The sequence below is a fragment of the Kocuria atrinae C3-8 genome (assembly GCF_000286355.1).
In the GTDB taxonomy this organism is placed as follows: domain Bacteria; phylum Actinomycetota; class Actinomycetes; order Actinomycetales; family Micrococcaceae; genus Kocuria; species Kocuria atrinae_A.
The window spans coordinates 1-21,115 of the sequence record NZ_AJXN01000011.1 but is presented as its reverse complement, the minus strand read 5'-3'; the positions used below and the strand labels follow the sequence as shown (position 1 = coordinate 21,115).

The 21,115-nt window shown below is 63.9% G+C and carries 22 protein-coding genes and 4 pseudogenes; 12 read left to right on the top strand and 14 right to left on the bottom strand.

The features are described 5' to 3' along the window. Positions 1–2: 2 nt before the first annotated feature. Positions 3–395 carry a YidH family protein gene (locus YO9_RS0101795; protein ID WP_016995982.1) on the bottom strand — a complete coding sequence of 131 codons (393 nt, stop codon included), beginning with the start codon at positions 393–395 and terminating at the stop codon, positions 3–5. Positions 396–565: 170 nt separating this feature from the next. Here YO9_RS0101795 and YO9_RS0101790 point away from each other — a divergent pair, with 170 nt between their 5' ends. Next, positions 566–1,009, top strand: coding sequence for a DUF4190 domain-containing protein (locus YO9_RS0101790; RefSeq protein ID WP_016995981.1), 444 nt, complete (start codon positions 566–568; stop codon positions 1,007–1,009). A gap of 25 nt (positions 1,010–1,034) precedes the next feature. Here YO9_RS0101790 and YO9_RS0101785 read toward each other — a convergent pair whose 3' ends face one another. Genes YO9_RS0101785 through YO9_RS0101780 form a run of 3 tightly spaced genes read right to left on the bottom strand, consistent with a single transcriptional unit; the run spans position 1,035 to position 2,919 of the window. After that, on the bottom strand, positions 1,035–1,481 hold the full coding sequence (locus YO9_RS0101785; RefSeq protein WP_262925537.1) for a response regulator transcription factor: 447 nt from the start codon (positions 1,479–1,481) through the stop codon (positions 1,035–1,037). A gap of 26 nt (positions 1,482–1,507) precedes the next feature. After that, positions 1,508–1,687 (bottom strand): helix-turn-helix domain-containing protein, encoded by a 180-nt coding sequence (locus YO9_RS16260; RefSeq protein ID WP_016995979.1) that lies wholly within the window; start codon positions 1,685–1,687, stop codon positions 1,508–1,510. Next, on the bottom strand, positions 1,684–2,919 hold the full coding sequence (locus YO9_RS0101780) for a sensor histidine kinase (protein ID WP_223285943.1): 1,236 nt from the start codon (positions 2,917–2,919) through the stop codon (positions 1,684–1,686). The genes YO9_RS16260 and YO9_RS0101780 overlap by 4 nt, the downstream gene beginning before the upstream one ends. A gap of 112 nt (positions 2,920–3,031) precedes the next feature. On the opposite strand from YO9_RS0101780, the gene YO9_RS0101775 reads away from it, so the two are divergent. Then, on the top strand, positions 3,032–3,250 hold the full coding sequence (locus YO9_RS0101775; RefSeq protein ID WP_016995977.1) for a hypothetical protein: 219 nt from the start codon (positions 3,032–3,034) through the stop codon (positions 3,248–3,250). Between the two features lie 18 nt (positions 3,251–3,268). Here the strand turns inward: YO9_RS0101775 and YO9_RS0101770 are convergent, their stop codons facing one another. After that, positions 3,269–5,257, bottom strand: coding sequence for a M13 family metallopeptidase (locus YO9_RS0101770; RefSeq protein ID WP_016995976.1), 1,989 nt, complete (start codon positions 5,255–5,257; stop codon positions 3,269–3,271). A gap of 110 nt (positions 5,258–5,367) precedes the next feature. Here YO9_RS0101770 and YO9_RS0101765 point away from each other — a divergent pair, with 110 nt between their 5' ends. The 3 genes from YO9_RS0101765 to YO9_RS0101755 are packed head-to-tail and all read left to right on the top strand — an operon-like array spanning position 5,368 to position 6,407. Beyond that, positions 5,368–5,559, top strand: coding sequence for a hypothetical protein (locus tag YO9_RS0101765; RefSeq protein WP_016995975.1), 192 nt, complete (start codon positions 5,368–5,370; stop codon positions 5,557–5,559). 20 nt (positions 5,560–5,579) lie between these two features. Continuing rightward, positions 5,580–6,026: a hypothetical protein gene (locus YO9_RS0101760; RefSeq protein ID WP_223285942.1), complete on the top strand. Its 447-nt coding sequence runs from the start codon at positions 5,580–5,582 to the stop codon at positions 6,024–6,026. A gap of 3 nt (positions 6,027–6,029) precedes the next feature. After that, the gene (locus tag YO9_RS0101755) at positions 6,030–6,407 is read left to right on the top strand and encodes an MmcQ/YjbR family DNA-binding protein (protein WP_016995973.1); all 378 of its coding nucleotides are present in this window, start codon (positions 6,030–6,032) and stop codon (positions 6,405–6,407) included. Between the two features lie 339 nt (positions 6,408–6,746). On the opposite strand, the gene YO9_RS0101750 is transcribed toward YO9_RS0101755, so the two are convergent. From YO9_RS0101750 to paaA, 6 genes and pseudogenes are all read right to left on the bottom strand, one after another. Then, positions 6,747–7,520: an enoyl-CoA hydratase/isomerase family protein gene (locus YO9_RS0101750; RefSeq protein ID WP_016995972.1), complete on the bottom strand. Its 774-nt coding sequence runs from the start codon at positions 7,518–7,520 to the stop codon at positions 6,747–6,749. A 114-nt stretch (positions 7,521–7,634) separates the two neighbouring features. After that, positions 7,635–8,828: a 1,2-phenylacetyl-CoA epoxidase subunit PaaE gene (gene paaE / locus YO9_RS0101745; RefSeq protein WP_016995971.1), complete on the bottom strand. Its 1,194-nt coding sequence runs from the start codon at positions 8,826–8,828 to the stop codon at positions 7,635–7,637. A 1-nt stretch (position 8,829) separates the two neighbouring features. Then, positions 8,830–9,408 carry a 1,2-phenylacetyl-CoA epoxidase subunit PaaD gene (gene paaD / locus YO9_RS0101740; RefSeq protein ID WP_016995970.1) on the bottom strand — a complete coding sequence of 193 codons (579 nt, stop codon included), beginning with the start codon at positions 9,406–9,408 and terminating at the stop codon, positions 8,830–8,832. A gap of 5 nt (positions 9,409–9,413) precedes the next feature. After that, a pseudogene (paaC, locus tag YO9_RS0101735) lies at positions 9,414–10,247 on the bottom strand (1,2-phenylacetyl-CoA epoxidase subunit PaaC). Next, positions 10,244–10,540 (bottom strand): 1,2-phenylacetyl-CoA epoxidase subunit PaaB, encoded by a 297-nt coding sequence (gene paaB, locus YO9_RS0101730; RefSeq protein ID WP_016995969.1) that lies wholly within the window; start codon positions 10,538–10,540, stop codon positions 10,244–10,246. The pseudogene paaC and the gene paaB overlap by 4 nt, the downstream one beginning before the upstream one ends. Positions 10,541–10,542: 2 nt before the next feature. Beyond that, on the bottom strand, positions 10,543–11,577 hold the full coding sequence (gene paaA, locus YO9_RS0101725; protein ID WP_016995968.1) for a 1,2-phenylacetyl-CoA epoxidase subunit PaaA: 1,035 nt from the start codon (positions 11,575–11,577) through the stop codon (positions 10,543–10,545). Positions 11,578–11,779: 202 nt separating this feature from the next. On the opposite strand from paaA, the gene paaI reads away from it, so the two are divergent. The 3 genes and pseudogenes from paaI (at position 11,780) to YO9_RS0101710 (ending at position 14,274) form a co-directional block, all read left to right on the top strand. Then, complete coding sequence (gene paaI / locus YO9_RS0101720; RefSeq protein ID WP_016995967.1) at positions 11,780–12,190, top strand: hydroxyphenylacetyl-CoA thioesterase PaaI; 411 nt, start codon at positions 11,780–11,782, stop codon at positions 12,188–12,190. A gap of 5 nt (positions 12,191–12,195) precedes the next feature. Next, complete coding sequence (locus YO9_RS0101715) at positions 12,196–13,533, top strand: phenylacetate--CoA ligase family protein (RefSeq protein WP_016995966.1); 1,338 nt, start codon at positions 12,196–12,198, stop codon at positions 13,531–13,533. A 112-nt stretch (positions 13,534–13,645) separates the two neighbouring features. Next, positions 13,646–14,274: pseudogene (locus YO9_RS0101710) on the top strand (TetR/AcrR family transcriptional regulator). Positions 14,275–14,523: 249 nt separating this feature from the next. Here YO9_RS0101710 and paaZ read toward each other — a convergent pair. Then, positions 14,524–16,634: pseudogene (gene paaZ, locus YO9_RS0101705) on the bottom strand (phenylacetic acid degradation bifunctional protein PaaZ). A 167-nt stretch (positions 16,635–16,801) separates the two neighbouring features. On the opposite strand from paaZ, the gene YO9_RS0101700 reads away from it, so the two are divergent. Then, the gene (locus tag YO9_RS0101700; RefSeq protein WP_016995964.1) at positions 16,802–17,299 is read left to right on the top strand and encodes a hotdog fold thioesterase; all 498 of its coding nucleotides are present in this window, start codon (positions 16,802–16,804) and stop codon (positions 17,297–17,299) included. Between the two features lie 405 nt (positions 17,300–17,704). Here the strand turns inward: YO9_RS0101700 and YO9_RS0101695 are convergent, their stop codons facing one another. Both YO9_RS0101695 and aceA read right to left on the bottom strand, forming a co-directional pair. After that, positions 17,705–18,121: a hypothetical protein gene (locus tag YO9_RS0101695; protein ID WP_016995963.1), complete on the bottom strand. Its 417-nt coding sequence runs from the start codon at positions 18,119–18,121 to the stop codon at positions 17,705–17,707. A gap of 142 nt (positions 18,122–18,263) precedes the next feature. Continuing rightward, positions 18,264–19,549: pseudogene (aceA, locus tag YO9_RS0101690) on the bottom strand (isocitrate lyase). Positions 19,550–19,714: 165 nt separating this feature from the next. On the opposite strand from aceA, the gene YO9_RS16255 reads away from it, so the two are divergent. The 3 genes from YO9_RS16255 to YO9_RS0101685 form a co-directional block, all read left to right on the top strand. Beyond that, positions 19,715–19,984: a helix-turn-helix domain-containing protein gene (locus YO9_RS16255; protein ID WP_016995961.1), complete on the top strand. Its 270-nt coding sequence runs from the start codon at positions 19,715–19,717 to the stop codon at positions 19,982–19,984. Then, complete coding sequence (locus YO9_RS16250) at positions 19,981–20,244, top strand: hypothetical protein (protein WP_016995960.1); 264 nt, start codon at positions 19,981–19,983, stop codon at positions 20,242–20,244. The genes YO9_RS16255 and YO9_RS16250 overlap by 4 nt, the downstream gene beginning before the upstream one ends. Further along, a partial coding sequence (locus YO9_RS0101685) for an ImmA/IrrE family metallo-endopeptidase (protein WP_016995959.1) occupies positions 20,232–21,115 on the top strand: 884 nt, incomplete at its 3' end. The genes YO9_RS16250 and YO9_RS0101685, both read left to right, overlap by 13 nt.

The window sequence follows — 21,115 nt, the reverse complement described above, 5'->3', positions numbered from 1 at the left end:
GCTCAGCGGGTCAGGACCACAACCACCAGCACGCCGGAGGCAACGGCCCCGCCCACGGCCACCAGCGGCGCAATGATCGGCAACGGCAGAGGCGCCTTGTGGCGCATGGAGCGCTCCACGCCCAGCCAACGGAAGGTGGCGCCCGCGCTCAACAGCATGCCCAGGAGCAGCAGCACCGTGGCCAGGAATTTGCGGATGGCCAGATCGAAGATATCGCCCGTGAACGCCTCAATGGCGATGCCACCGGCCAGGAACGCCAGCGACGTACGGATCCACGCGAGGAACGTGCGTTCGTTGGCCAAGGTGAAGCGAGGGTCGGGTTCGCTGCCGCCCTTCAGCACGCGTTCGCTGAACGAACTACGACGCCGCTCGGCCGGGTCTTCTGCGGAACTCACCTGGTCTCCTTTAGCGGGGTTTCGTTGGGATCGGTCACCGGGATACTAAGGAAGCTTCCCGGGCGACACACACTGTCGCGGTGCGGTTGGTGGCACGTAATCCATGGGTGTCACTGATCTATGCGAAAGGATGGCACCAACTGCACGTTACGACCTCACGGAGGCGCATCATGAGTTCCAGCCATTCTTCGGGCAACAACCCCACGGACTATCGCAATTCCACTCAAGAATACGTGCCGAACGGCGGCGCTCAGGGGCGGAATCCCTCGGTGGCAGCTAACCAGGTCTCCCCGTACGGCCAGCCTTCCGGCCGCTGGGAGTACGTGCCGGCCAGTGCCCAGGACGCGCAGCAGCAGGACCAAGCTGCCAGGAGTTCCGAGGCATCTTTGGTTCTCGGAATTCTGGGAGTAGTGATTCTTCCCATCCTCGCGCCGTTCGCTCTGTGGCAGGCCTACAAGTCCGAGAAGCTGGGTGGCCGTGCCACCTCCGGCAAGGTCCTCGGTTGGGTGGGCGTGGCCCTGCTGCTCCTGGGCATTCTGTGGGCCATCCTCTTCTTCGCGTTCTTCGGAGTGATGATGAGCGAAATTTCGAACTCGGTGAGCACGACCGTCTAGGTCTCCGCTACTACTACTACCGGGGTCAGAGTCTGATCAGGCCTCGTTGAAGGGCCTCGGTGACGGCTGACGTCCTGTCCTGAACGCCCAACTTGGTGAAGGCCCGCCGCAGGTGGGTCTTCACCGTTGTTTCACTGATGTACAGCTGCGAAGCTACCCGAGCGTTCGTGAGCCCCCGAGCCACGCCGGTGAGAACTTCTCGTTCTCGAGGGCTGAGAGTGTCTTCCTCAGACTTGAAGATCATGCCGGCAATCAAAGTGCCCACCTCGGCGGAGACCACCAGCTGACCGTCCAGGGCTCGTTCGACGGAGCGGATGATTTCATCCGTTGACGCAGACTTCAGAAGATATCCCGCGGCTCCCTGGTCCAGCGCTTCCCGGATCACCGTGGGATCTTCCACCACGGTGAGCAGTAGCACCGGCACTGACGGGCGTGTTTCCCGGAGCTTTGTCATCAGCTCCAACCCGTCCATGATGGGCATGTGCACATCGGTGATGATCAGGTCAGGGCGTCCGCGTCGAGTCCGCGCAGTGCTGCTGAACCATTCGCGTAAGAACCCACCACGAGTAGGCGATCGCTGTCTTCGAGGCTCATTTCGAGCCCGGTACGCACAATGTCATGATCGTCCACGATCACTACTCGTGTGAGCCCGTCCGCCGGAAGTTTCTGAGCGCTCATGACGCGTTCTCCTGATTGGTCGGAAGTGACACGGTGATGGTCGTACCCCGTCCCGGGGCAGTGTCGAGGTCGAAAGTGCCGCCTAGCCCCTTCACTCGATCCGGGGCGCCGGCCAGACCCCAGCCATGTGCTCCGGACGCAGTCCCGGTGGGCTGGTCCATCCCCACACCGTTGTCCGCCACCGTGACCTTGAGCTGGTTCCCGAGGTGTCCAAGCTCGACGACGATCTGAGTGGCCTGAGAATGGCGGAGACAGTTGGACAACGCCTCCGAGAGCACCCCGAGCACAGTCCTGGTCGTCTCAGCCGAAATGTCCTCATTGCTATGCGCATCCGAGATGGACAGTGCCGTCTCGATCTCGGCGGTCTGGCGGAAGAGAGTAACGAGTTCGGTCACCAGATCATCAAGTGCTCGGTCCTGCTCGTCCATGCGGCTGTGTCCGAGAAGGAAGCGAGACTCCGCAACCGACAGCTCCGTGTGCCTCCGTGCCAGCGATAGCCTTTCCGCGGCCTTGTCGGTATCCCCTTTGGCGAGCTGGTCCTCAGAGGATCTCAGCAACATGAGCGTTGCGCTGATCTGCTGGGCCAGTCCATCGTGAATCTCCTGTGCCACACGGGAGCGCTCCTCCGAGGCGCCGCGGAGCGCCGACTGCCGGGCCACCTCCGCACGGGACGCACGCAGTTCCTCGATCATGACCTCTTGCCGGGCGTTCAGGGTGAACACTTGGGACAGCCACAGTCCCACCAGCACTCCGAACAGCGCAGCCACCATGAGGAACACTGCGAGCAGCTCCGCGTTGGCGAGATCGTGATGGAAAATCACGGCCACGGAGACTAGGGCCGCGGCCACCGTGGCCAGACCTGCGATACCGGGGGTGAGGAACCAGAAGAACTGAGCAATGAGGACGAACAGGAGTAAAAGCCCTGCGGGTGAACCGAAGCTGACCAATGCATACCCTGCCACCGCAGCGGCAATGAGCATTGCCCCCACGGGCCGGGAAAGTCGATCATGCAGAACGGTCCAGATGTACGCGGCTATCAGCAAAGCCAACCCGGGCAGGATGAGAAACCACCGAGGCTGCGGGCTCAGCGCACAAAGAACCATGACCCCCACCGCGGACAGGCCCGTGAAGACGTGCCAACCGAGCCCCGTGGTCGCTGCTCTCGGACGATGGTCGGTGTGGTTGGGGAGGGTTCGTCCTGAATTCGCCGCGAGTGCATTCCGCTCAGGCATGCCCCCGATCCTCTCTGTGCTCGGAGGATATGAGTGGGGTCATTCGATCGGACGACACGGAGGGACCAATCGGAGGATTGGGGTGAACCTGCGGTCCTGACACCGTAGAAACATGATGAATCGAAACTACAAGACCACCTCTTCCATCCTGATCGCCGCACTGATCGCGGTTCCACTGAGCTTGTTGGGAGGCCTGTCCGTCTTCCTGATGACCCAAAACGTAGGGCACGCCCTCACCGCCACGTTCTTCGGACTGGTGATGGGCTCGGGAATCTACGGCCTGTGCGCGCTCGGCGGTGCCAGCAACCCCGCAGGGGCGTCCCGGAAGTAGTTCCGGGGCCCAGCGAGGTCACCAAATCGCCACGCGCTCCTCCTGCGGCAGCCACATCTGGTCCGACTCCTGCACGTCGAAGGCCTCGTAGAAGGCATCCACGTTGCGCGGGGTCTGGGCGGCGCGGAATTCCGCGGGGGAGTGCGGGTCCGTGGCGATGCGCGTCTTGAGCGCCTCGTCGCGGGACTTCTCCTGCCACACGTAGGCCCATGACACGAACAACCGTTGCGCTGGGGTGAACCCGTCGATGGGCTCGGTGTCCGGGGCATCCTTCTTGTCCTGGGCTGCACGCCAGGCCTTGTACGCGATGGACAGTCCGCCCAGGTCGCCGATGTTCTCACCCAGGGTCAGTTCACCGTTGAGCTTGGGGGCGTTCTCGGAACCCTCGAACTGAGCCGGCGACAGCGCCGCGTACTGGTCCACCAGGCGCGCGGTGCGGGACTCGAAAGCCTCGCGGTCGGCGTCGGTCCACCAGTTGCGCAACTTGCCTTCGCCGTCGCACGTGGAGCCCTTGTCGTCGAAGCCGTGGCCGATCTCGTGACCGATCACCGCACCGATACCGCCGTAGTTCACGGCGTCGTCCGCGTCCTGGCTGAAGAACGGCGGCTGCAGAATGGCAGCCGGGAATACGATCTCGTTGCGCAGCGGGTGGTAGTAGGCGTTCACGGTCTGCGGGGTCATGAGCCACTCGTGCTTTTCCACAGGCTGGCCTGCCTTGCGGGCGATCTCGTCCACCGCGAACTGGGAGGTGCGGACCACGTTGCCCACCAGATCCTCGCCGTCCATGTACAGCGCCGAGTAATCCTTCCACTTCTCCGGGTACCCGATCTTGGGAGTGAACCCCGAAAGCTTCTTGAGCGCCTCCGCGCGGGTGTCCTCGGTCATCCAATCGAGGGTCTCGATGGAATCGCGGTACGCGCCCAGCAGGTTGTCGACCAGCTCGTCCATGCGTGCCTTGGCCACAGGCGGGAAGTACTCCTGCACGTACAGCTCACCCACGGCCTCACCGAGCGCGCCATTGACCAGGGCGACGCCGCGCTTCCAACGGTCCTTGAGCTGCGGGGTTCCGGACAGCACCGTTCCGTAGAACGCGAAGTTCTCGAGTACGAACGCTTCCGGCAGGTACGACGCCCGCGCGGAGACCACGTGCCAACGTGCCCAGGACTTCCAAGCCGGGAGCAGCTCGTCGGTGATCAGCTCGTCCAGGCCGGTGAAGAAGCTGGGCTGCGCGTTGACCACGGTGGCCAACTGGTCTTCGGTCAGCCCCACGCCCAACAGCACGGAGTACCAGTCCAGGCTCGAAACCTGTTCGGCCAGCTCCGAGAAGGTCATGGGGTTGTACATCTTGGTCAGGTCACGAACGGTGACCTTGTCCCAGTGGTGGGAAGCAATGCGCGTCTCGAGGTCCATCACGGCCTGAGCCTGCTCAGCTGCATCGTCGAAGCCAGCGAGTGAGAGCATCTTCTCCACGTGGGCCACGTACTTCTCGCGGATCTCCTGGTACTGGTCCTCGCGGTAGTACTCCTCGTCCGGCAGGCCCAGTCCGGACTGCCCCACGAACACCATGTTGCGCTGCGGATCACCGGGATCGGAGTCCAGGTCGATGTCCAGGGCACCGCCGATGCCGCGGCGCAGTGCAGTGCCAAACCAGCGCGACAGGGATTCCGTGGAATCCACGGCCTCGACCGCGTCCAGGTCCTCGCGCAGCGGTTCCGCTCCCAGCGCTTCGATGCGCTCGGTGTCCATGAAGGAGGCGTAGAGCAAGGCGATCTTCTGTTCGGAACTCTGCCCCGCGGCGTCGTCGTGCGCGTCCGGCTTGGCCTGCGTGATGATGTTCCGGACGGCCTCCTCGGCTTGATCGCGCAACTCGATGAAAGCGCCCGTGGTGGCCTTGTCATCGGGAATGGTCGCGTTGGCCAGCCAAGTCCCGTTCACGAACCGGAACAGGTCGTCCTGGGGGCGTACGGAGCGGTCAAATGCTTGCAGATCAAACACGGAAGTGGTCATGCAACCACGCTACTGAACCGTGGTGATACGCACTACAGAGCCCCCGAGCTGTTCCCGGAGGGCAGAATGGAAGCCATGGAGGCTACCGCGATCGCCTGGCCAGTGCCGCAGTGAGCCTGTTGGGTCTGGGGCTGGTCATGGGATTCACGCCGTCGCTCTATGCGGTGGTGCTGCATCTGTTGGCCCACACTCCCAAGGCGGCAACCATGATCCGCTGGGTGACCGTGGGCATGATGCTCGGATCCACTCTGCTGGTCGTGGTGTTCCGGTTCGTGGATCCGGAGACTCTCACGGCGGCCTGAAGGGTCGGGTGGAGGAACTGTTGATTCGGCACAGCGTGGACCTCACCGCAGGATCCTTGCTGCTGATCGCAGCACTGATCGAGTACCGCCGTTACCGCACCACACCGTTCACACCGCACAAAGCTCCCGCCCGTCATGACACGGAGAGCCCCCGCAAGATGGTCCTCCTGGGCTTCATCAACACCGTGGTGGGGGTCAGCGGCATGGCCACCATGTACATCACGGGACGAGTGATCACGGGTGCGAGCCACGACATCGTGGTCGACCTGATCCTCTACGCGGTGTTCCTTGTGGGATTCGTGGGCCCTTATCTTTTGGCTGCATGGTTGTGGCGCAGGTTCCCCAAAGCGGCGCGCAGGATCGAAGATCTCACGGCCACACTGTCCCGCAAGGACATCCGGCCCGTTGTGGTGGTGGGCCTCGCGCTCGCGGGCCTTGTTTTCTTGGCCCTGGGGGTGTGGGGTTGAGCCATGGACGGAGAACAGATCCAGCACTACGCCGCCACAGTGGCCGCAGGGCTGCCCTCGGCCGAGAAGGATTTTCCGTTCGGGGACGAGACCACGGTCTACCGGGTGGCCGGCAAGATCTTCATCCTCGTGGCATCCCCGTACGGCAGGCCGCTGGTGAACCTCAAGGTGGATCCCGAACACTCCGTGGCACTGCGCCAGACCGTGGAGGGCATCGAACCCGGCTGGCACATGAACAAGAAACACTGGATCTCCCTGGCCGGTTCCGAGCAACTCACTGAAGAACTCGTGACGGAGCTGGTGCACGAGTCCTACGAGTTGATCGTGGAGTCCTTGCCCCGCAAGAACCGTCCGGTGGAGTACCGCTTCAAGGCCGACTGACAAGCCCCGATGTTAGTGCACTAAGAATTAATGGTTCCATTTAGGTTACAACCCTTGCGAAAATAATAAAAAGGGTGCTTACTATATACATGGAACGTGGCTCGGAGCATTGCTCGTTCGGCGCTATCAGGGGGATCCAGAGCGCCGTATCAGTCACGATTCCAAGACGTCACTGCGGCGCCCGTTCATGGCCCACCACGTCGAGCTGCACCTTAGCTAGGTGCAACGGCGGTTCACCGGGACGACATCCGTGAACGGAAGGGGCGGGTACCGGCGCGATTATTCGGGGGAGAAATTCGCGTCAGTACCCGCTCCGTGGCTTCAGTGGCGTTCCCTGTGTCAGCCCTTGCCGGTGAACTCCGGCTTGCGCTTCTCCTGGAACGCAGCGAAACCTTCCGCGTAGTCATCGGTCGAGCACAGTGCCGCCTGAGCCTTGTTCTCCGCGGCCATGGAATCCCACAGGCCCACCTTGGCGTCACGCACCTGAGCCACGAGCTTCTTGGACGCCACGTACGCCTGGGTGGCGCCCTTGGCCGCCTTGTTGACGCGCTTCATGGTGAAGTCCAGCAACTCATCGGCCGGAACCGCGCGTGAGAACAGCCCCGCGGCCACGGCGTCAGCGCCCGTCATCATCTCTGCGGTGTAGATCAGATCCAGGGTGCGGTGAGCTCCGAGCCGCTCGGTGAACAACGCGTGCCCACCCGAATCGAGCGTGGCGCCCAGGTTGGCGAACGGCGAGCCGATGGTCGCGTCCTCGGCCACGTAGACGACATCCGTGGCGATCGCCAGACCCAGCCCCACACCCAGGCAGGCCCCCTGCACGGCCGCAAACGTGGGTGCCGGGAATTCGGACATCTGCTGCAGCAGCGGCTGCACCTTGCCGGACAGGTAGGCATCCGTGTCATCGGTCGCCGGGTCCACCTGGGAGATGTCACGGCCTGCGCAGAACGCACGTCCCTCACCGCGCAGCACCAGGGCCCGCACCCCGGCCTGCTCGGCCTCGGTGTACGCCTGGGCCAGCTCGTCCAACGCGGCCGCATCCAGCGAATTCAGCTTCTTGGGTGCGTTGAGCACCACGTGGGCAATGTTGTCCTCGATCGTCAGATCAATCATGGGGTTCTCCTTGCGGTTCGGTTCCTACGCCCGGTCGCGTTCGTGGCGAGCGGGCACATACGACGACGACGCCGCGCGGGTCCCAGCGCGGCGTCGTCGGCAAAGCACACGAACTCAGGCGTCGAAGTCGACGCTCAGTTCCTTGGAGGTGGGGCGGGTCTGGCAGGTCAGCACGTAACCTGCGTCCACCTCGTCCTTCTCGAGAGCGAAGTTCTCTTCCATCTCGAACTCGCCACCGGTGACCTTGGCGCGGCAGGTGCCACACACGCCACCGGCGCACGCGAACGGAACGTCCGGGCGCACGCGCAGCGCGGCGTTGAGTACGGTCTCGTTCGCGGACATCGGGGACTCGACCTCACCGCTGGCGCCGTCGAGATTGAAGGTGATCTTGAAGTTGTCACCCTTGGGGTCGGCCTTGACCACGCGGCCCTGCTGACCCTGCGGAGCGGCCGGTTTGCCCGTGGTGAACAGCTCGAAGCGCACCTTGGACTCGTCCACGCCACGCTCCTTGAGAGTGTCGCGGCACAACTGGACCAGCTCGAACGGGCCGCACAGGAACCACTCGTCCGCGGAGTTCACCTGGATCACGTGATCCAACAGCTCCTCCAGCTTGTCCTGGTCGATACGACCGGACATCAGCGGAGAAATGCGCTGCTCACGGGAGAGCACGTGGTGAATGGCCACGCGGGAGGGGTACTTGTCCTTGAGGTCACCGAGTTCCTCGGCGAACATCACGTCCATCGAGGAACGGTTGGCGTAGACCAGGTCCATCGACGCGGTGTCGGAGGCACGCAGGATCGCGCGGGCAATCGACATGATGGGCGTGATGCCGGAACCGGCGGCGAAAGCCACCACGTGAACGTTCTTGTTCTTGGCCACCTCCTGGCGCGCCAGTTCCTCCGGGTTGTTCATGGAGGTGATGTTCACCTTGGAGGTGAAAGCACCCTGCGGGTTCATCACGTCCAAGACATCGCCGGCCTTGAGCTGCTCGTTGGCCCACGTGGAGAACACGCCGCCCATGTCCTTCTTGATGGCCACGCGGATCTCGCCCGGCTTGGGGTCCGCGCAGATCGAGTAGGAACGGCGCACCTCGTGGCCGTTGATCTGGGCACGCACGGCAACGTACTGGCCCGGAAGATAGTCGTAGTCGTCCACGAGATCCTCGGGAACCGCGAACGTCACCTCCACGGAATCGGAGGTGAGCTTACGCACCTCGGACACCTCGAGGGTGTTGAACGTGCCCCGGCGCTTGGCGGCGGGCTTGGCCTCGCCGGTCTCGGATCCAGTGGCCTCAATGGTTTCGCTCATGTCAGTGCACCTTGAAGTAGTCGAAGGGTTCCTTGCAGTCGTTGCAGACCCACAGGGCCTTGCACGAGGTGGACCCGAAACGGGTCATCTCTCGGGTGTTCAACGAACTGCAGCGAGGACATTTGACGGACAGGGCCAAGCGGACCGGTCCCGAATTGTGCCCGGCGGCCGTGCGACCGGTGGGCGGGGCTATGCCGTATTCGGTGAGCTTGGCCTGACCGGCCTCGCTCATCCAGTCCGTGGTCCACGCCGGACGCAGCACCTGGACAACGCGCACGTTGCGGTAACCGGCGGCCTGAACCACGGTCTCCAGATCGGCGGCCATGGTGTCCATGGCCGGGCAACCGGAGTACGTGGGAGTGATCACCACAACGGTCTCGTCCTGGCCCGCGTACGCATCACGCAGCACACCCAGATCCTCGAGCGTGAGCACGGGGATCTCGGGGTCGCACACGGTCGCGGCGACATCCCACAGCTTGGCGTCCTCCTCGTTGGAGGGCCGCTGGGACGGGCCCAGCGGCAACTCGCGGGGAGCGGCGTCGTGACGAAGTACGGAATCGGAAGAAACGCGTGAGGTCATCTAGATCACCACTTGGCCCCGGGATGCTTCCGCGCGAGCGACTGCATTTCGGCCAGGATGTAACCGCGGTACTCCGAGTACTCGCCGTCGCGCGGGGAGTCGGACAACCGAGCCTGCGTGACCTTGGGAACCTCGAGCTCGGCCTCGGCCAGCAGTGCCTCGATGCGCTTCATGGTGTTCTCGCGCAGCGTGGACGGGCGGACCGCAATGCCCTCGAGCTCGTCGTGCAACGGCTCGTCAGCGAACAGCTCGTCCAGGTACGGCCACATGTAGTAGAGGCCTTCCTGGATGCGACGCTTGGACTCCTCGGTGCCCAGGCCCAGGCGCAGAATCCACTGTGCCGCGTGTCCTGGTGGTACTCGACCTCCTTGACCGCCTTGTCCGCAATAGCGGCCAGGGTCTGGTCCTGGGAGGACTGCAGCGCCGAGTAGAGCTCGTACTGGTAGAAGGAGAACAACAGCTGACGGGCGATGGTCTGCCCGAAGTCACCGTTCTCCTGCTCGACCAGGCGGACCGAGCGGAAATCCTCTTCGTCGCGGAAGTACGCCAGGTCGTCCTCGGACTTACCCCACGCGGAACCCGCGTAGGTCAGCAGGAAGCGAGCGTGACCCACCATGTCCAGGGCGATGTTGCCCAGGGCAATGTCTTCCTCGAGCTCGGGAGCGCGAGAGATCCACCAACAGACGCTGAGCCAGCATCAGGGAATCGTCACCGAGACGCAGCGCGTACTGGGCCACCGGCTCGGACGCCTTGCCACCGGAAGTGGCGATGTCCTCAGCGGTGATCGCGTTACCGGCCGACTGCTTGGTTGCGGAATCGTGGGATGCGAATGCGCTCACAGGTGCTTCACCCCTTCACTCTTGGTGTAGTAGGTGGCGTGGCGGTAGCTCTTACCCTGAGCGGACTCGAAGTAGCCACCCTTGGAGTCCGGATCGGACGAGGTGATCGCGTCAGCCGGGACGACCCACACGCTGGTGCCCTCGTTGCGACGGGTGTACAGGTCGCGTGCGTTGCGCACGGCCATGGTGGCGTCCGGGGCGTGCAGCGAACCCGCGTGCACGTGGGACAGACCGCGCGAGGACCGCACGAAGACCTCCCACAGGGGCCAGTTACCGGTGGTGTTTTCGCTCATGTTCAGGCTCCGATGAGTTCGGCGGACGCGCGGCCCGCAACAATGCTGACTTCTTCGTTGTCGTCCGCGGACCCGGCTGCCTCGGCAGCGGCCTGCATCTGACGCTTGGCGTAGGCCTCGGCGGCTTCGCGGACCCAGGCGCCGTCGTCGTGGGCCTTGCGACGGCGCTGCATGCGCTGCACGTTGCACGGACCGGAGCCCTTGATCACGGACATGAATTCGTCCCAGTCCAGCTGACCGTAGTCGTAGTGACCGCGTTCCTCGTTCCACTTCAGATCGGGATCCGGCAGGGTCAGGCCCAGGGCCTCTGCCTGCGGAACGATCATGTCCACGAAACGCTGGCGCAGCTCATCGTTGGAGAAGCGCTTGATGTTCCACTCCATGGACTGCTGGGAGTTGGGGGAGTCGGCATCCGGCGGGCCGAACATCTGCAGTGCGGGGCCGTAGGTGCGGTTCACGGCATCCTGCGCCATCTGCTTCTGCTCCTTGGAGCCGTGGGAGAGCTCGTAGAGGATCTCCCAGCCCTGGCGCTGATGGAAGGACTCTTCCTTGCAGATGCGGACCATGGCGCGGCCGTAGGGTCCGTAGGATGCGCGGCACAGGGGAACCTGGTTGCAGATCGCTGCGCCGTCCACGAGCCAGCCGATGGCGCCCATGTCGGCCCAGGTGCGTGCCGGGTAGTTGAAGATCGAGGAGTACTTGGCCTTGCCAGACAGCAACTGCTCGTTGAGGACCTCGCGGGGAGTGCCCAGGGTCTCGGCGGCGGAGTACAGGTACAGACCGTGGCCGGCCTCGTCCTGGACCTTGGCCATCAGAATGGCCTTGCGCTTGAGGCTGGGTGCGCGGGTGATCCAGTTGGCCTCAGGCTGCATGCCGATGATTTCCGAGTGCGCGTGCTGAGAAACCTGACGGGTCAGGGTCTTGCGGTAGGCCTCGGGCATCCAGTCGCGGGGCTCGATGCGGGAATCGTCCGCAATGAGCGTGTCGAAGTGCTGCTGGTCCACGGAGTTCTCGGTGGAAGTGGTTTGTTCAGTCATGGTGTCCCTCAGTTCACGGATGAGTTGGGGCGGAGCAAGCTGCCGCGGACTCCGCTTCGATAATAACTGACCGCTCGTTCAGAATATAGCTGTAAAATGTGGTCGTCAACACAAAACCCGAAAAATTGTGATCCACTTGACAGAACATCACATTTTGCGATTCCCTACTGACCATTCGGTCATATAATGTGAGGGAGACAACATGCCGGAACATCCGATTCTCCGCGGGGACAAGACCTCGGAGTGGCTGGGGATCACCGTTCATCGGGCGGACCCGGGTCACGCCGTGATCAGCATGACCGTGCGGGAAGAGATGCTCAACGGTTTCGGCATCGTCCACGGGGGCATGATCTTCAGCCTGGCTGATTCGTGCTTCGCCATGGCCTGCAACGACCCCACCGGGGATGGCAGCACCATCACGGTGGCGCAGGGCGTGGACATCAACTTCATCAGTTCAGCTCGAGTCGGTCAGACCCTGACCGCCGAAGGTCGTGAGATCGCCACCACCGGTCGCAGCGGCCTCTACGACATGTGCGTCACAGCCGAAGACGGCTCCGTGATCGCCCAGTTCCGCGGCCGTAGCCGTACCGTGCCCAACCGTCAGAAAGCTTGAAGGCCATGACCACTTGCTCCGTTCCCAATCCGTACAAGCCCACCAAGTCGGCGGATCCTTCGCAGCCGGATCCCGAAGAGACCATGAGCCGGGACCAGATCGAGGCGCTGCAGACTGAGCGCCTCAACTGGACCCTGCACTACGCCTACGAGAACGTTCCTGCCTACAAGGAACTCTTCGACGAGCACGGCGTGCACCCGGACGACTTCAAGGAACTCGAGGACCTGGCCAAGTTCCCCTACACGGACAAGGAATTCCTGCGGAAGTCCTACCCGTTCAAGTCCTTCGCCACGCCCATGTCCGAGATCCGTCGCATCCATGCGTCCTCCGGAACCACCGGTCAGCCCACCGTGGTGGCCTATACCGAAGATGACCTGGAGACCTGGGGCACCCTGGTGGCCCGTTGCTTCCGCATGTCCGGCGTGAAGCCCGGCGACAAGGTGCACAACGTGTACGGCTACGGCTTGTTCACCGGTGGTCTGGGTGCCCACTACGGCGCTGAGCGCCTCGGTTGCGCCGTGATCCCGATGTCCGGCGGCCAGACCGACAAGCAGGTTCAGCTGATCCAGGACTTCCAGCCCGAGGTCATCCTGTCCACGCCCACCTACCTGCTGACCATTGCCGATGGTTTCCGCAAGCACGGCATCGATCCGCGCGAGACTTCCCTCAAGCACGCTGTGCTCGGTGCCGAGCCGTGGACCGAGGAAATGCGTCACGAGATCGAGAAGACCTTCGACATCACCGCGTGTGACATCTACGGTCTGTCCGAGGTCATGGGTCCCGGTGTGGCCGGTGAATCCGTGGAGACCAAGGACGGATCCCACATCTGGGAGGATCACTTCCGCCCGGAGATCATCGACCCGTTCGACGATCGCGTGCTGGACACGGGTGAACCCGGTGAGCTGGTCTTCACCGCGCTCACCAAGCAGGCGCTGCCGATCATTCGCTACCGCACCCACGACCTGACCCGCTTGCTGCCGGGGTCGGTGCGCCCGGGTCACCGTCGCACGGGCCGTATCACGGGTCGTTCGGACGACATGATCATCCTGCGCGGCGTGAACCTGTTCCCGTCCCAGATCGAGGAACTCGCGCTGCAGATCCCGGCTCTGTCCCCGCACTTTACGCTGGAGATCACCCGGCCCAAGCGCATGGACCAGATGACCATCCACATCGAGCGCCGCGACGAGGCCACTCCCGAGGAAGCTCAGGAGGGCGCCAAGAAGCTCGTGCACGAGATCAAGACCAAGATCGGTTCGTCCGCCGCGATCAACGTGGTGGAGCCCGGCTCGCTGGAGCGTTCCTCCGGCAAGCTGCGCCGCATCTACGATCACCGCGATAAGTAAGCTCTGATCAGCCATGACGCCGAGCACCGGAGGGTTTCCTCCGGTGCTCGTTGCGTTCGGCTCGCGGTAGCCTGTAGTGATCGTTCAGTAACAGAAAGTAGAGTCCGGGTTCATGCCAGCACAGCCACGCTCCCTCACGCACGACGACGCCGCTTCGGCGCCTCGTCGCGGTCGTCCCGGCTACGACCGGGAGACCTTGCTGGCCGTGTGTGTCGAGGTGTTCAACCGTCACGGTTATGACGCCACCTCCATGGGAACCTTGTCCTCCCACCTGGGCATTTCCAAGTCCGCGATCTACCACCACGTGGCCTCCAAGGAAGAGATCCTGGAACAGCGCTCAACCGCGCACTGGATTCACTCGAGGCCGTTTTTGAGCACGTCCAGGCCACCGATTCCCGCGCCGTGAACAAGCTCGAGATGATCATTCAGGGCTCCGTGCGGGTGCTGGTGGATCAAATGCCCTACGTGACGCTGTTGCTGCGACTGCGTGGGAACTCGCCGGTCGAGTTGAAGGCGCTCGAGCGGCGTCGGCAATTGACGCGGATGGTCGAGAACCTGGTGCGCACGGCCCAGGACGAAGGCGACCTGCGCACCGACATCTCCAACAAATCCGCGCCCCGTTTGATGCTGGGCATGGTCAACTCGATCGTGGACTGGTATCAGCCCGAACGCTCCGGAACCGTGGACCAGCTCTCGGACACCGCGGTCAAAATGATCTTCGCTGGGCTGCGGGCGATGTAGCGGCAGCTTTCGAGTTGCCGCCGAAATCTGAGACATCCTTAGGCCACCGCCAAGATTCCAGACACTTTCACGCCACCCAGAACGGCTCTGAGTGGCTTTAGAGTGCCAGGAATCTGCCCCGGCCGTGCCGAGTGGCCTAAAAGTGACTGAGTTCTGGTTCCTAGTCAGGTGGCAGGAACGCAACGGCGGTGGTGGGGACTCGAATCGAGTCCACACCACCGCCGTTTTCAGCTGCTCGGCCAGCCCGGGTTACTCAGTGTCCTCCGGCATCGGCCAGGTCTTGGAGACCAGGGTCAGTACGTCGTAGGTGGCCACGATCTCGTCGTTCTGGTTGGTCAGCCGGGCGTCCCAGGCAACCTCACCGTACTCATCGGTCACGCGCGGGGTGATCCGCTTGGCGGTCAGCGTCACGCGGATGGAATCGTCGTAGGTGACCGGGGTGATGAAGCGCAGGTTCTCCAAGCCGTAGTTGGCCAGCACCGGTCCCGGGGCGGGCTCCACGAACAGGCCAGCGGCCCAGGAGACCAGCAGGTAACCGTGGGCCACGCGGCGCGGGAAGAACGGGTTGGCCATGGCGGCCTCCTCGTCCGTGTGCGCGTAGAACGTGTCTCCGGTCTTCTCCGCGAATTCCAGGATGTCCTCGAGCTTGACCTCGCGCAGGTCGGACACCAGCTGGTCGCCAATACGCAGGGTCTCCAGCGACTTCCGGAACGGGTGCTCGCCCATGCCGTTCTCCACGTCTTCACGGGTCACGGTGTTGGCGGTTGCGCCCCAGTGCCACTGACCGGTGATGCCGGTGAGCAGATCCGGGGAGCCCTGGACGGCGGTGCGCTGCATGTAGTGCTTCACGGCGCGGATGCCGCCCAGCTCTTCACCGCCGCCGGCGCGACCGGGACCACCGTGCACCAGGTGCGGAACGGGGGAGCCGTGACCGGTGGAGGTTTTGGCGTCGTCGCGGTCCAGGAACAGTACGCGACCGTGGTGGGAGCCGATGCCTGCCGCGAACTCACCCGCCAGCTCGGGCGAGTGGGTGCACACCGTGGCCACCAGGGAGCCGCCGCCCAGGGCGGCGATCTCCACGGCGTCTGTCACCGATCCGTCGTAGCTGATCACGGAGGTGACCGGGCCGAAGGCCTCGACCTCGTGGACGGCGGGGGTGCGGGCGTCGTCGAAGGACAGCAGGTCACCGGGAAGAACGCGCCCTCGGAAGGAACCGAGGACAGGGCCTCCGGGCCGCCGAATTCCACGACCGCACCGGCGTCGATCAGGGTGCGCACGGAGCGGGAAACCTCGGACTGCTGCTCATCGGAGGCGAGGGCACCTACGGTGGTTTCAGAGGAACGAGGATCGCCCACCTTGGCCCGCTCGGACACGCGAGCCTCGATGGCCGAGATGACCTCAGAGCGCATGTTCTGCGGCACGATCACGCGGCGCACGGCGGTGCACTTCTGGCCGGCCTTAGCGGTGATCTCCAGAACCACGGACTTCACGAACGCCTCGAACTCGGGCGAATCGGGGGTGACGTCAGGAGCCATGATCGCTGCGTTGAGGGAGTCGGTCTCCGCGGTGAAGCGCACGCCCTTGTCCTGCACGTTCGTGTGTGAGCGCAGGGACTTGGCAGTTGCGGCCGAACCGGTGAAGGCCACGTGGTCGCGGGCGTCCAGGTGGTCGAGCAAGTCACGGGCGGAGCCGGAGATGAGCTGCAACGAACCCTCGGGCAGCAGGCCCGAATCCAGCATCAGGCGCACGCAGGCTTCGGTCACGTAACCGGTGGGCGTCGCGGGCTTCACGATGGAGGGGACACCAGCGATGAACGCCGGGGCGAACTTCTCGAGCATGCCCCACACGGGGAAGTTGAACGCGTTGATCTGCACGGCCACACCGGGAATGCGTGTGTAGATGTGCTCGCCCAGGAACGAGCCGTCACGCGAGAGCTGTTCCACGGCGCCGTCGACGATCACGTTGGAATTGGGCAGTTCGCGACGTCCCTTGGACGAGAACGTGAACACGGTGCCGATGCCACCGTCGATGTCGATCAGGTGATCCTTGGTGGTCGCACCCGTGGCGTAGGAGATCTCGTAGAGCTCGTCCTTGTGCTCGGTGAGGTACTGCGCGAGCTGCTTGAGGATCAGCGCGCGGTCATGAATGCGCAGCTTGCCCAGGTTTTCCTGGCCCACCGTGCGGCCGTATTCGATGGCGGCGGCGGTGTCCAGACCGTCGGTGCTGACGCGGGCCACAAGCTCGCCGGTCGCCGCGTTGTTCACATCCGCGACGCGCTCCGGGTTTTCCGGCTGCCACCACTGGCCGCTCACGTAGCTGGGGAGGATTTGGATGTCCTGGGTTTTGGTTTGGGTGCTCACGCGCCGGTCCCTTCTCAACACTTCAAGCCGAACGATCGGTCAGTATTTAGTCCAGGATAACCTAGGTCACAACAGCGCACCACCGTTTTTCGGGCAACGACGCCGCTCGGGTACCTCGCGCACGCAACGCACCGCGGCGGCGTCGGACGCCAAGCTAAGGAGGAACCATGCACGAGGACCCCACCCCGGCGGACATCCGCGCGGACCAGGACCGGAAGAACCGCGAGAAGCTCCCCTTCGAGGACGCGGACGGCCAGCCCTACGAACCGTGGACCATTCAGCTGGGTGAGCTGGACAACAAGATGGGCGTGGTGATCGAGGAGCAGTCCGCCGAACGCGTGGTCGCGACCATGCCGGTGGAAGGTAACCGCCAGTCGCTGGGCCTTTTGCACGGCGGCGCATCCGTGGCCCTGGGTGAAGCGCTCGGCTCGTGGGCAGCGGTGATTCACGCCTCCACATTCGGCAAAGTGGCCGTGGGCGTGGACATCAACGCGACCCACCACGCTTCCGCGCGGTCCGGCATGATCCGCGGCGTAGCCACTGCCATCCACTTGGGCCGCTCGGCCACGACTCATGAAGTGGTCATCAGCCACATCGACACCGGCAAGCGCCTGTGCACGATCCGCATCACCAACTTCCTCAAGGACACCAAGAAGAAGTCCTGACGGATTACCCCGCGCACGCAACAGCACTGCGGCCCGCACACTCACTGATGAGTGTGCGGGCCGCGGCGCTGAGGGGCCTGTTGCGACGAACGCGACCGAGCGGCGTCGTCGGGAATGCTCCGGGAGGAGGGCGGGATACTATGCCTGCAATCTCAGGTGAGGCAACAGCATTCGGATGGCCTCATGTGAGGACAATGCAGTTTCGGGGCCCGGAATCTGCATCTTCCTCACACCAGACTGCTGCCTTGCGATTTCCTCACATCACGCTTGCCCGAGCACCATGCGCCGACAACTTCGCGTGAGGGAACGGCAGGCGGGAAGCGCCGCCCCCATTCGCCAATGCCCTTCTCCTGATGGAGCAAGGTCAGGCATGGTTGGCGCGGCGGCGTCGAAGAATCAGCGCGCTCAACGCCAGAGTGACCCACAGGGTGGCGAGGGCCAGGACCCACAGGATGAGCGGAAAGGGATGAGACATTCCTGCTGCCAGGAACCTGTGCCGGGGCCGGTGATGGACCGCGCCACGGTGGCGACCAATGCGGCCAAGGACAGCGCTCCCGAGGCGTAGCTGCCCAGCGTGAGTCCGGTGCGCAATCCTCGAGAGGCTGCGGTGCGAGCGAGGTCGGTGAGGCAGATGATCAAAGTTGCGATACCTAACCCCACTGTGGCGATGACCAGTGTCACGTAGCCGAGGGCCAGGCCGATCGGAACACCGCCGGCGGAGTCCTGAGCCAACCATGCCAACCACACCCGGACGGTTATCGCGGCCAGCGCTGAGAATCCCAGGGCTATGAGCAGGGTTGAGCGGAGCGCGGAGTCCTTCATGCCTGCTCACCGTACGCGAGATAGGCGGTGACGTGGCTCTTTGTTCTACAGAGAGAAGAACGTGACATGACGGTCGCCCGGAGGATCATGACCTCCGGGCGACACGACTACTTCTACTTCGAGGCGACTACTCGCGCATCGCTCAGAACTGCGCGGTCTCCGTGGAGCCGGCCAGAGCGGTGGTCGAGGAGTTGGGGTTCACGGCCTGGGAGACCAGGTCGAAGTACCCGGTGCCCACCTCGCGCTGGTGCTTGGTGGCGGTGTAGCCGCGTTCCTCTGCGGCGAACTCGCGCTCTTGCAGCTCGACGTACGAGGTCATCTGGTTGCGGGCGTAGCGTGGGCCAGATCGAACATCGAGTAGTTGAGGGCGTGGAAACCGGCCAGGGTGATGAACTGGAAGCGGTAACCCATGGCTGAGAGTTCGCGCTGGAACTTGGCGATGGTCTCGTCGTCCAGGTGCTTCTTCCAGTTGAAGGACGGCGAGCAGTTGTAGGCGAGCATCTGGTCCGGGAAGTCCTCGTGGACGGCCTCGGCGAACTTGCGGGCAAGCTCGAGGTCCGGGGTGCCGGTCTCCATCCAGATCAGATCCGAATACGGGGCGTACGCCTTGGCGCGTGCCACACAGGGCTCCAGGCCGTTGCGGACCTTGTAGAAGCCTTCGGAGGTGCGCTCGCCGGTGATGAATTCGGCGTCCTGCTCGTCGACATCGGAGGTGATGAGGGTGGCTGCCTCAGCGTCGGTGCGGGCGATGATCAGGGTGGGAACGTCCTCGATGTCCGCGGCCAGGCGGGCGGCGTTCAAGGTGCGAACGTGCTGCTGGGTGGGAACCAGAACCTTGCCGCCCAGGTGTCCGCACTTCTTCTCGGAGGCCAGCTGGTCCTCCCAGTGCACACCGGCCGCGCCGGCGTTGATCATGGACTTCATCAACTCAAATGCGTTGAGCGGGCCGCCGAAGCCGGCTTCCGCATCCGCCACGATCGGGGCCATCCAGTTGTCGACCGTGCTGATGCCCTCGGAGTGCTCGATCTGGTCCGCGCGGCGCAGCGCGTTGTTGATGCGCTGCACCACCTGCGGCACCGAGTTGGCGGGGTACAGGGATTGATCCGGGTAGGTCTGCCCGGCCTGGTTGGCGTCACCGGCGACCTGCCAACCCGAAAGGTAGATGGCCTTGAGGCCGGCCTTGACCTGCTGAACCGCCTGGTTGCCGGTCAGAGCGCCCAGAGCATTGATGTAATTCTCCGTGTTGAGCAGCTGCCAGAGCCGGTCTGCACCGCGGCGTGCGAGGGTGTGCTCCTCTCGAAAGGAACCCTGCAGACGCAGGACCTCCTCGGGCGTGTAATCACGGGTGATGCCGAGCCAGCGGGGATTCTCGTCCCAGTCCTGCTGGATCTCCTGGGCGGTGCGCTGATTGCTGTTCATGGGGCTCATGGGTGGTTCTCCTTGATCCTTGCGAGACGGCGGCTGTCGTTGAAGTTCCGCTTCTCTGTGCCTTGTGACTACTACTTTGCTGGGTTTTCAGCCGGTTGCACCCAGAAAGTTCAGTGAAGAAATCCAGTTCTTCACGTTTCGGCATGTTTTCCGTAAGCTCGTGCCATGGCACCTCGTTCGACGACGCCGCAGGGCCAACGCACCCGCGAGAGCGCACCTTCTGCCCCGCCCGCCGATTCCGTGTTCGAGGGCGACCCCGCTGACCCCATCGCCGTGGGCCGCCGCATCCGCTACCGCCGCAAGAGGCTCCGTGTGACGCTCGGGCAGCTGGCCGAGCAGGTGGGCATGGCGGCGTCGGCGTTGTCGCTGATCGAGAACGGAAAGCGCGAGCCCAAACTCTCCACGCTGGGTGCATCGCCAAGGCGCTGGACATGACGGTCGACCAGCTGATCGGGGCCAAGGCACCGTCCAAGCGCATGGAGCTGGAGATCGAGGTGGAACGGGTGCAGCGCGGGCCCATGTACTCGTCGCTGGGGCTGCCGTCCGTGCGCGTGGGGCCGGGGCTGAGCACCGAGGCGCTCGAGGCCATCGTCGCGCTGCAACGTCAGCTCGCCCAACGGCTGGATGAACAGGCAGCCACACCCGAGGAGGCCCGGCGCGCCAACACCGACCTGCGGCGCGCATGCAGAAGCTGAATAACTACTTCGAGCGCATCGAGACGATGGCCGGGGAGTTGCTGGCGGCCATCGGGCACGGTGGTGGGCCGCTGTCCGAGCACCACATCTCGTCGCTGGTGTCCCACGTGGGGTTCGAGATTCATCAGGTCCCGGATCTGCCGCACTCCACTCGGTCGGTCACGGACCTGCGCAATAAGCGGTTCTACCTGCCGGCGCGCTCGAGTATCGGCTCCACATGGTCCGTGTTGCTGCAGGCCGTGGGGCATTTGCTGCTGGATCACTCGCGCCCCGAAAACTACGGGGAGTTCCTGGAGCAGCGGGTTGAGACCAACTACTTTGCGGCAGCGCTCATGATTCCGGAGTCCTCGGCCGTGAAGTTGCTCGCCGAGTCCAAGGCCCGCCGAGAGCTCTCCGTGGACGACCTGCGCGACGCGTTCGCCGTCTCCCATGAGACCGCCGCGCACCGCATGACCAACCTGATGACCCAGCACTTCGGGATCCCCACGCACTTCGAGAAGGTCCATTCCTCCGGGATCATCCACAAGGCCTGGTCCAATGACGGCATCGCATTCCCCACCGACCACACCGGAGCGGTCGAAGGCCAGCGGGCATGTCGCTATTTCTCCGCGCGGCAGGCGTTCTCCGCGACCAACCGGTTGCTCTCGCACTTCCAGTACACGGACACTCCCGGCGGCACGTTCTGGTGTTCGGCGCGGGTGGAGCGGTCCACGGACGGCGAGTTTTCCATTGCTTTCGGGGTGCCCTACGAGCACGTCAAGTGGTTCCGCAACAGGGACACCACCGCGCGCAAGCAGTCCACCTGTCCCGACCCCGCGTGCTGCCAAGAGCCGCCCGGCGCGCTCGCGGACACCTGGGACGCCAGTCCTGA

Excerpts from the sequence above, each read along its gene's own strand:
- paaA (WP_016995968.1), bottom strand. The coding sequence starts at position 11,577 with ATGACTGAACAAACCACTTCCACCGAGAACTCCGTGGACCAGCAGCAC.
- YO9_RS0101695 (WP_016995963.1), bottom strand. The coding sequence starts at position 18,121 with ATGAAGGACTCCGCGCTCCGCTCAACCCTGCTCATAGCCCTGGGATTC.
- YO9_RS0101785 (WP_262925537.1), bottom strand. The coding sequence starts at position 1,481 with ATGGACGGGTTGGAGCTGATGACAAAGCTCCGGGAAACACGCCCGTCA.
- YO9_RS0101700 (WP_016995964.1), top strand. The coding sequence starts at position 16,802 with ATGCACGAGGACCCCACCCCGGCGGACATCCGCGCGGACCAGGACCGG.
- paaI (WP_016995967.1), top strand. The coding sequence starts at position 11,780 with ATGCCGGAACATCCGATTCTCCGCGGGGACAAGACCTCGGAGTGGCTG.
- YO9_RS16250 (WP_016995960.1), top strand. The coding sequence starts at position 19,981 with ATGACGGTCGACCAGCTGATCGGGGCCAAGGCACCGTCCAAGCGCATG.
- YO9_RS0101715 (WP_016995966.1), top strand. The coding sequence starts at position 12,196 with ATGACCACTTGCTCCGTTCCCAATCCGTACAAGCCCACCAAGTCGGCG.
- YO9_RS16260 (WP_016995979.1), bottom strand. The coding sequence starts at position 1,687 with ATGAGCGCTCAGAAACTTCCGGCGGACGGGCTCACACGAGTAGTGATC.
- YO9_RS16255 (WP_016995961.1), top strand. The coding sequence starts at position 19,715 with ATGGCACCTCGTTCGACGACGCCGCAGGGCCAACGCACCCGCGAGAGC.
- YO9_RS0101755 (WP_016995973.1), top strand. The coding sequence starts at position 6,030 with ATGGACGGAGAACAGATCCAGCACTACGCCGCCACAGTGGCCGCAGGG.
- paaE (WP_016995971.1), bottom strand. The coding sequence starts at position 8,828 with ATGAGCGAAACCATTGAGGCCACTGGATCCGAGACCGGCGAGGCCAAG.
- YO9_RS0101790 (WP_016995981.1), top strand. The coding sequence starts at position 566 with ATGAGTTCCAGCCATTCTTCGGGCAACAACCCCACGGACTATCGCAAT.
- YO9_RS0101750 (WP_016995972.1), bottom strand. The coding sequence starts at position 7,520 with ATGATTGATCTGACGATCGAGGACAACATTGCCCACGTGGTGCTCAAC.
- YO9_RS0101770 (WP_016995976.1), bottom strand. The coding sequence starts at position 5,257 with ATGACCACTTCCGTGTTTGATCTGCAAGCATTTGACCGCTCCGTACGC.
- paaB (WP_016995969.1), bottom strand. The coding sequence starts at position 10,540 with ATGAGCGAAAACACCACCGGTAACTGGCCCCTGTGGGAGGTCTTCGTG.
- YO9_RS0101775 (WP_016995977.1), top strand. The coding sequence starts at position 3,032 with ATGATGAATCGAAACTACAAGACCACCTCTTCCATCCTGATCGCCGCA.
- paaD (WP_016995970.1), bottom strand. The coding sequence starts at position 9,408 with ATGACCTCACGCGTTTCTTCCGATTCCGTACTTCGTCACGACGCCGCT.
- YO9_RS0101780 (WP_223285943.1), bottom strand. The coding sequence starts at position 2,919 with ATGCCTGAGCGGAATGCACTCGCGGCGAATTCAGGACGAACCCTCCCC.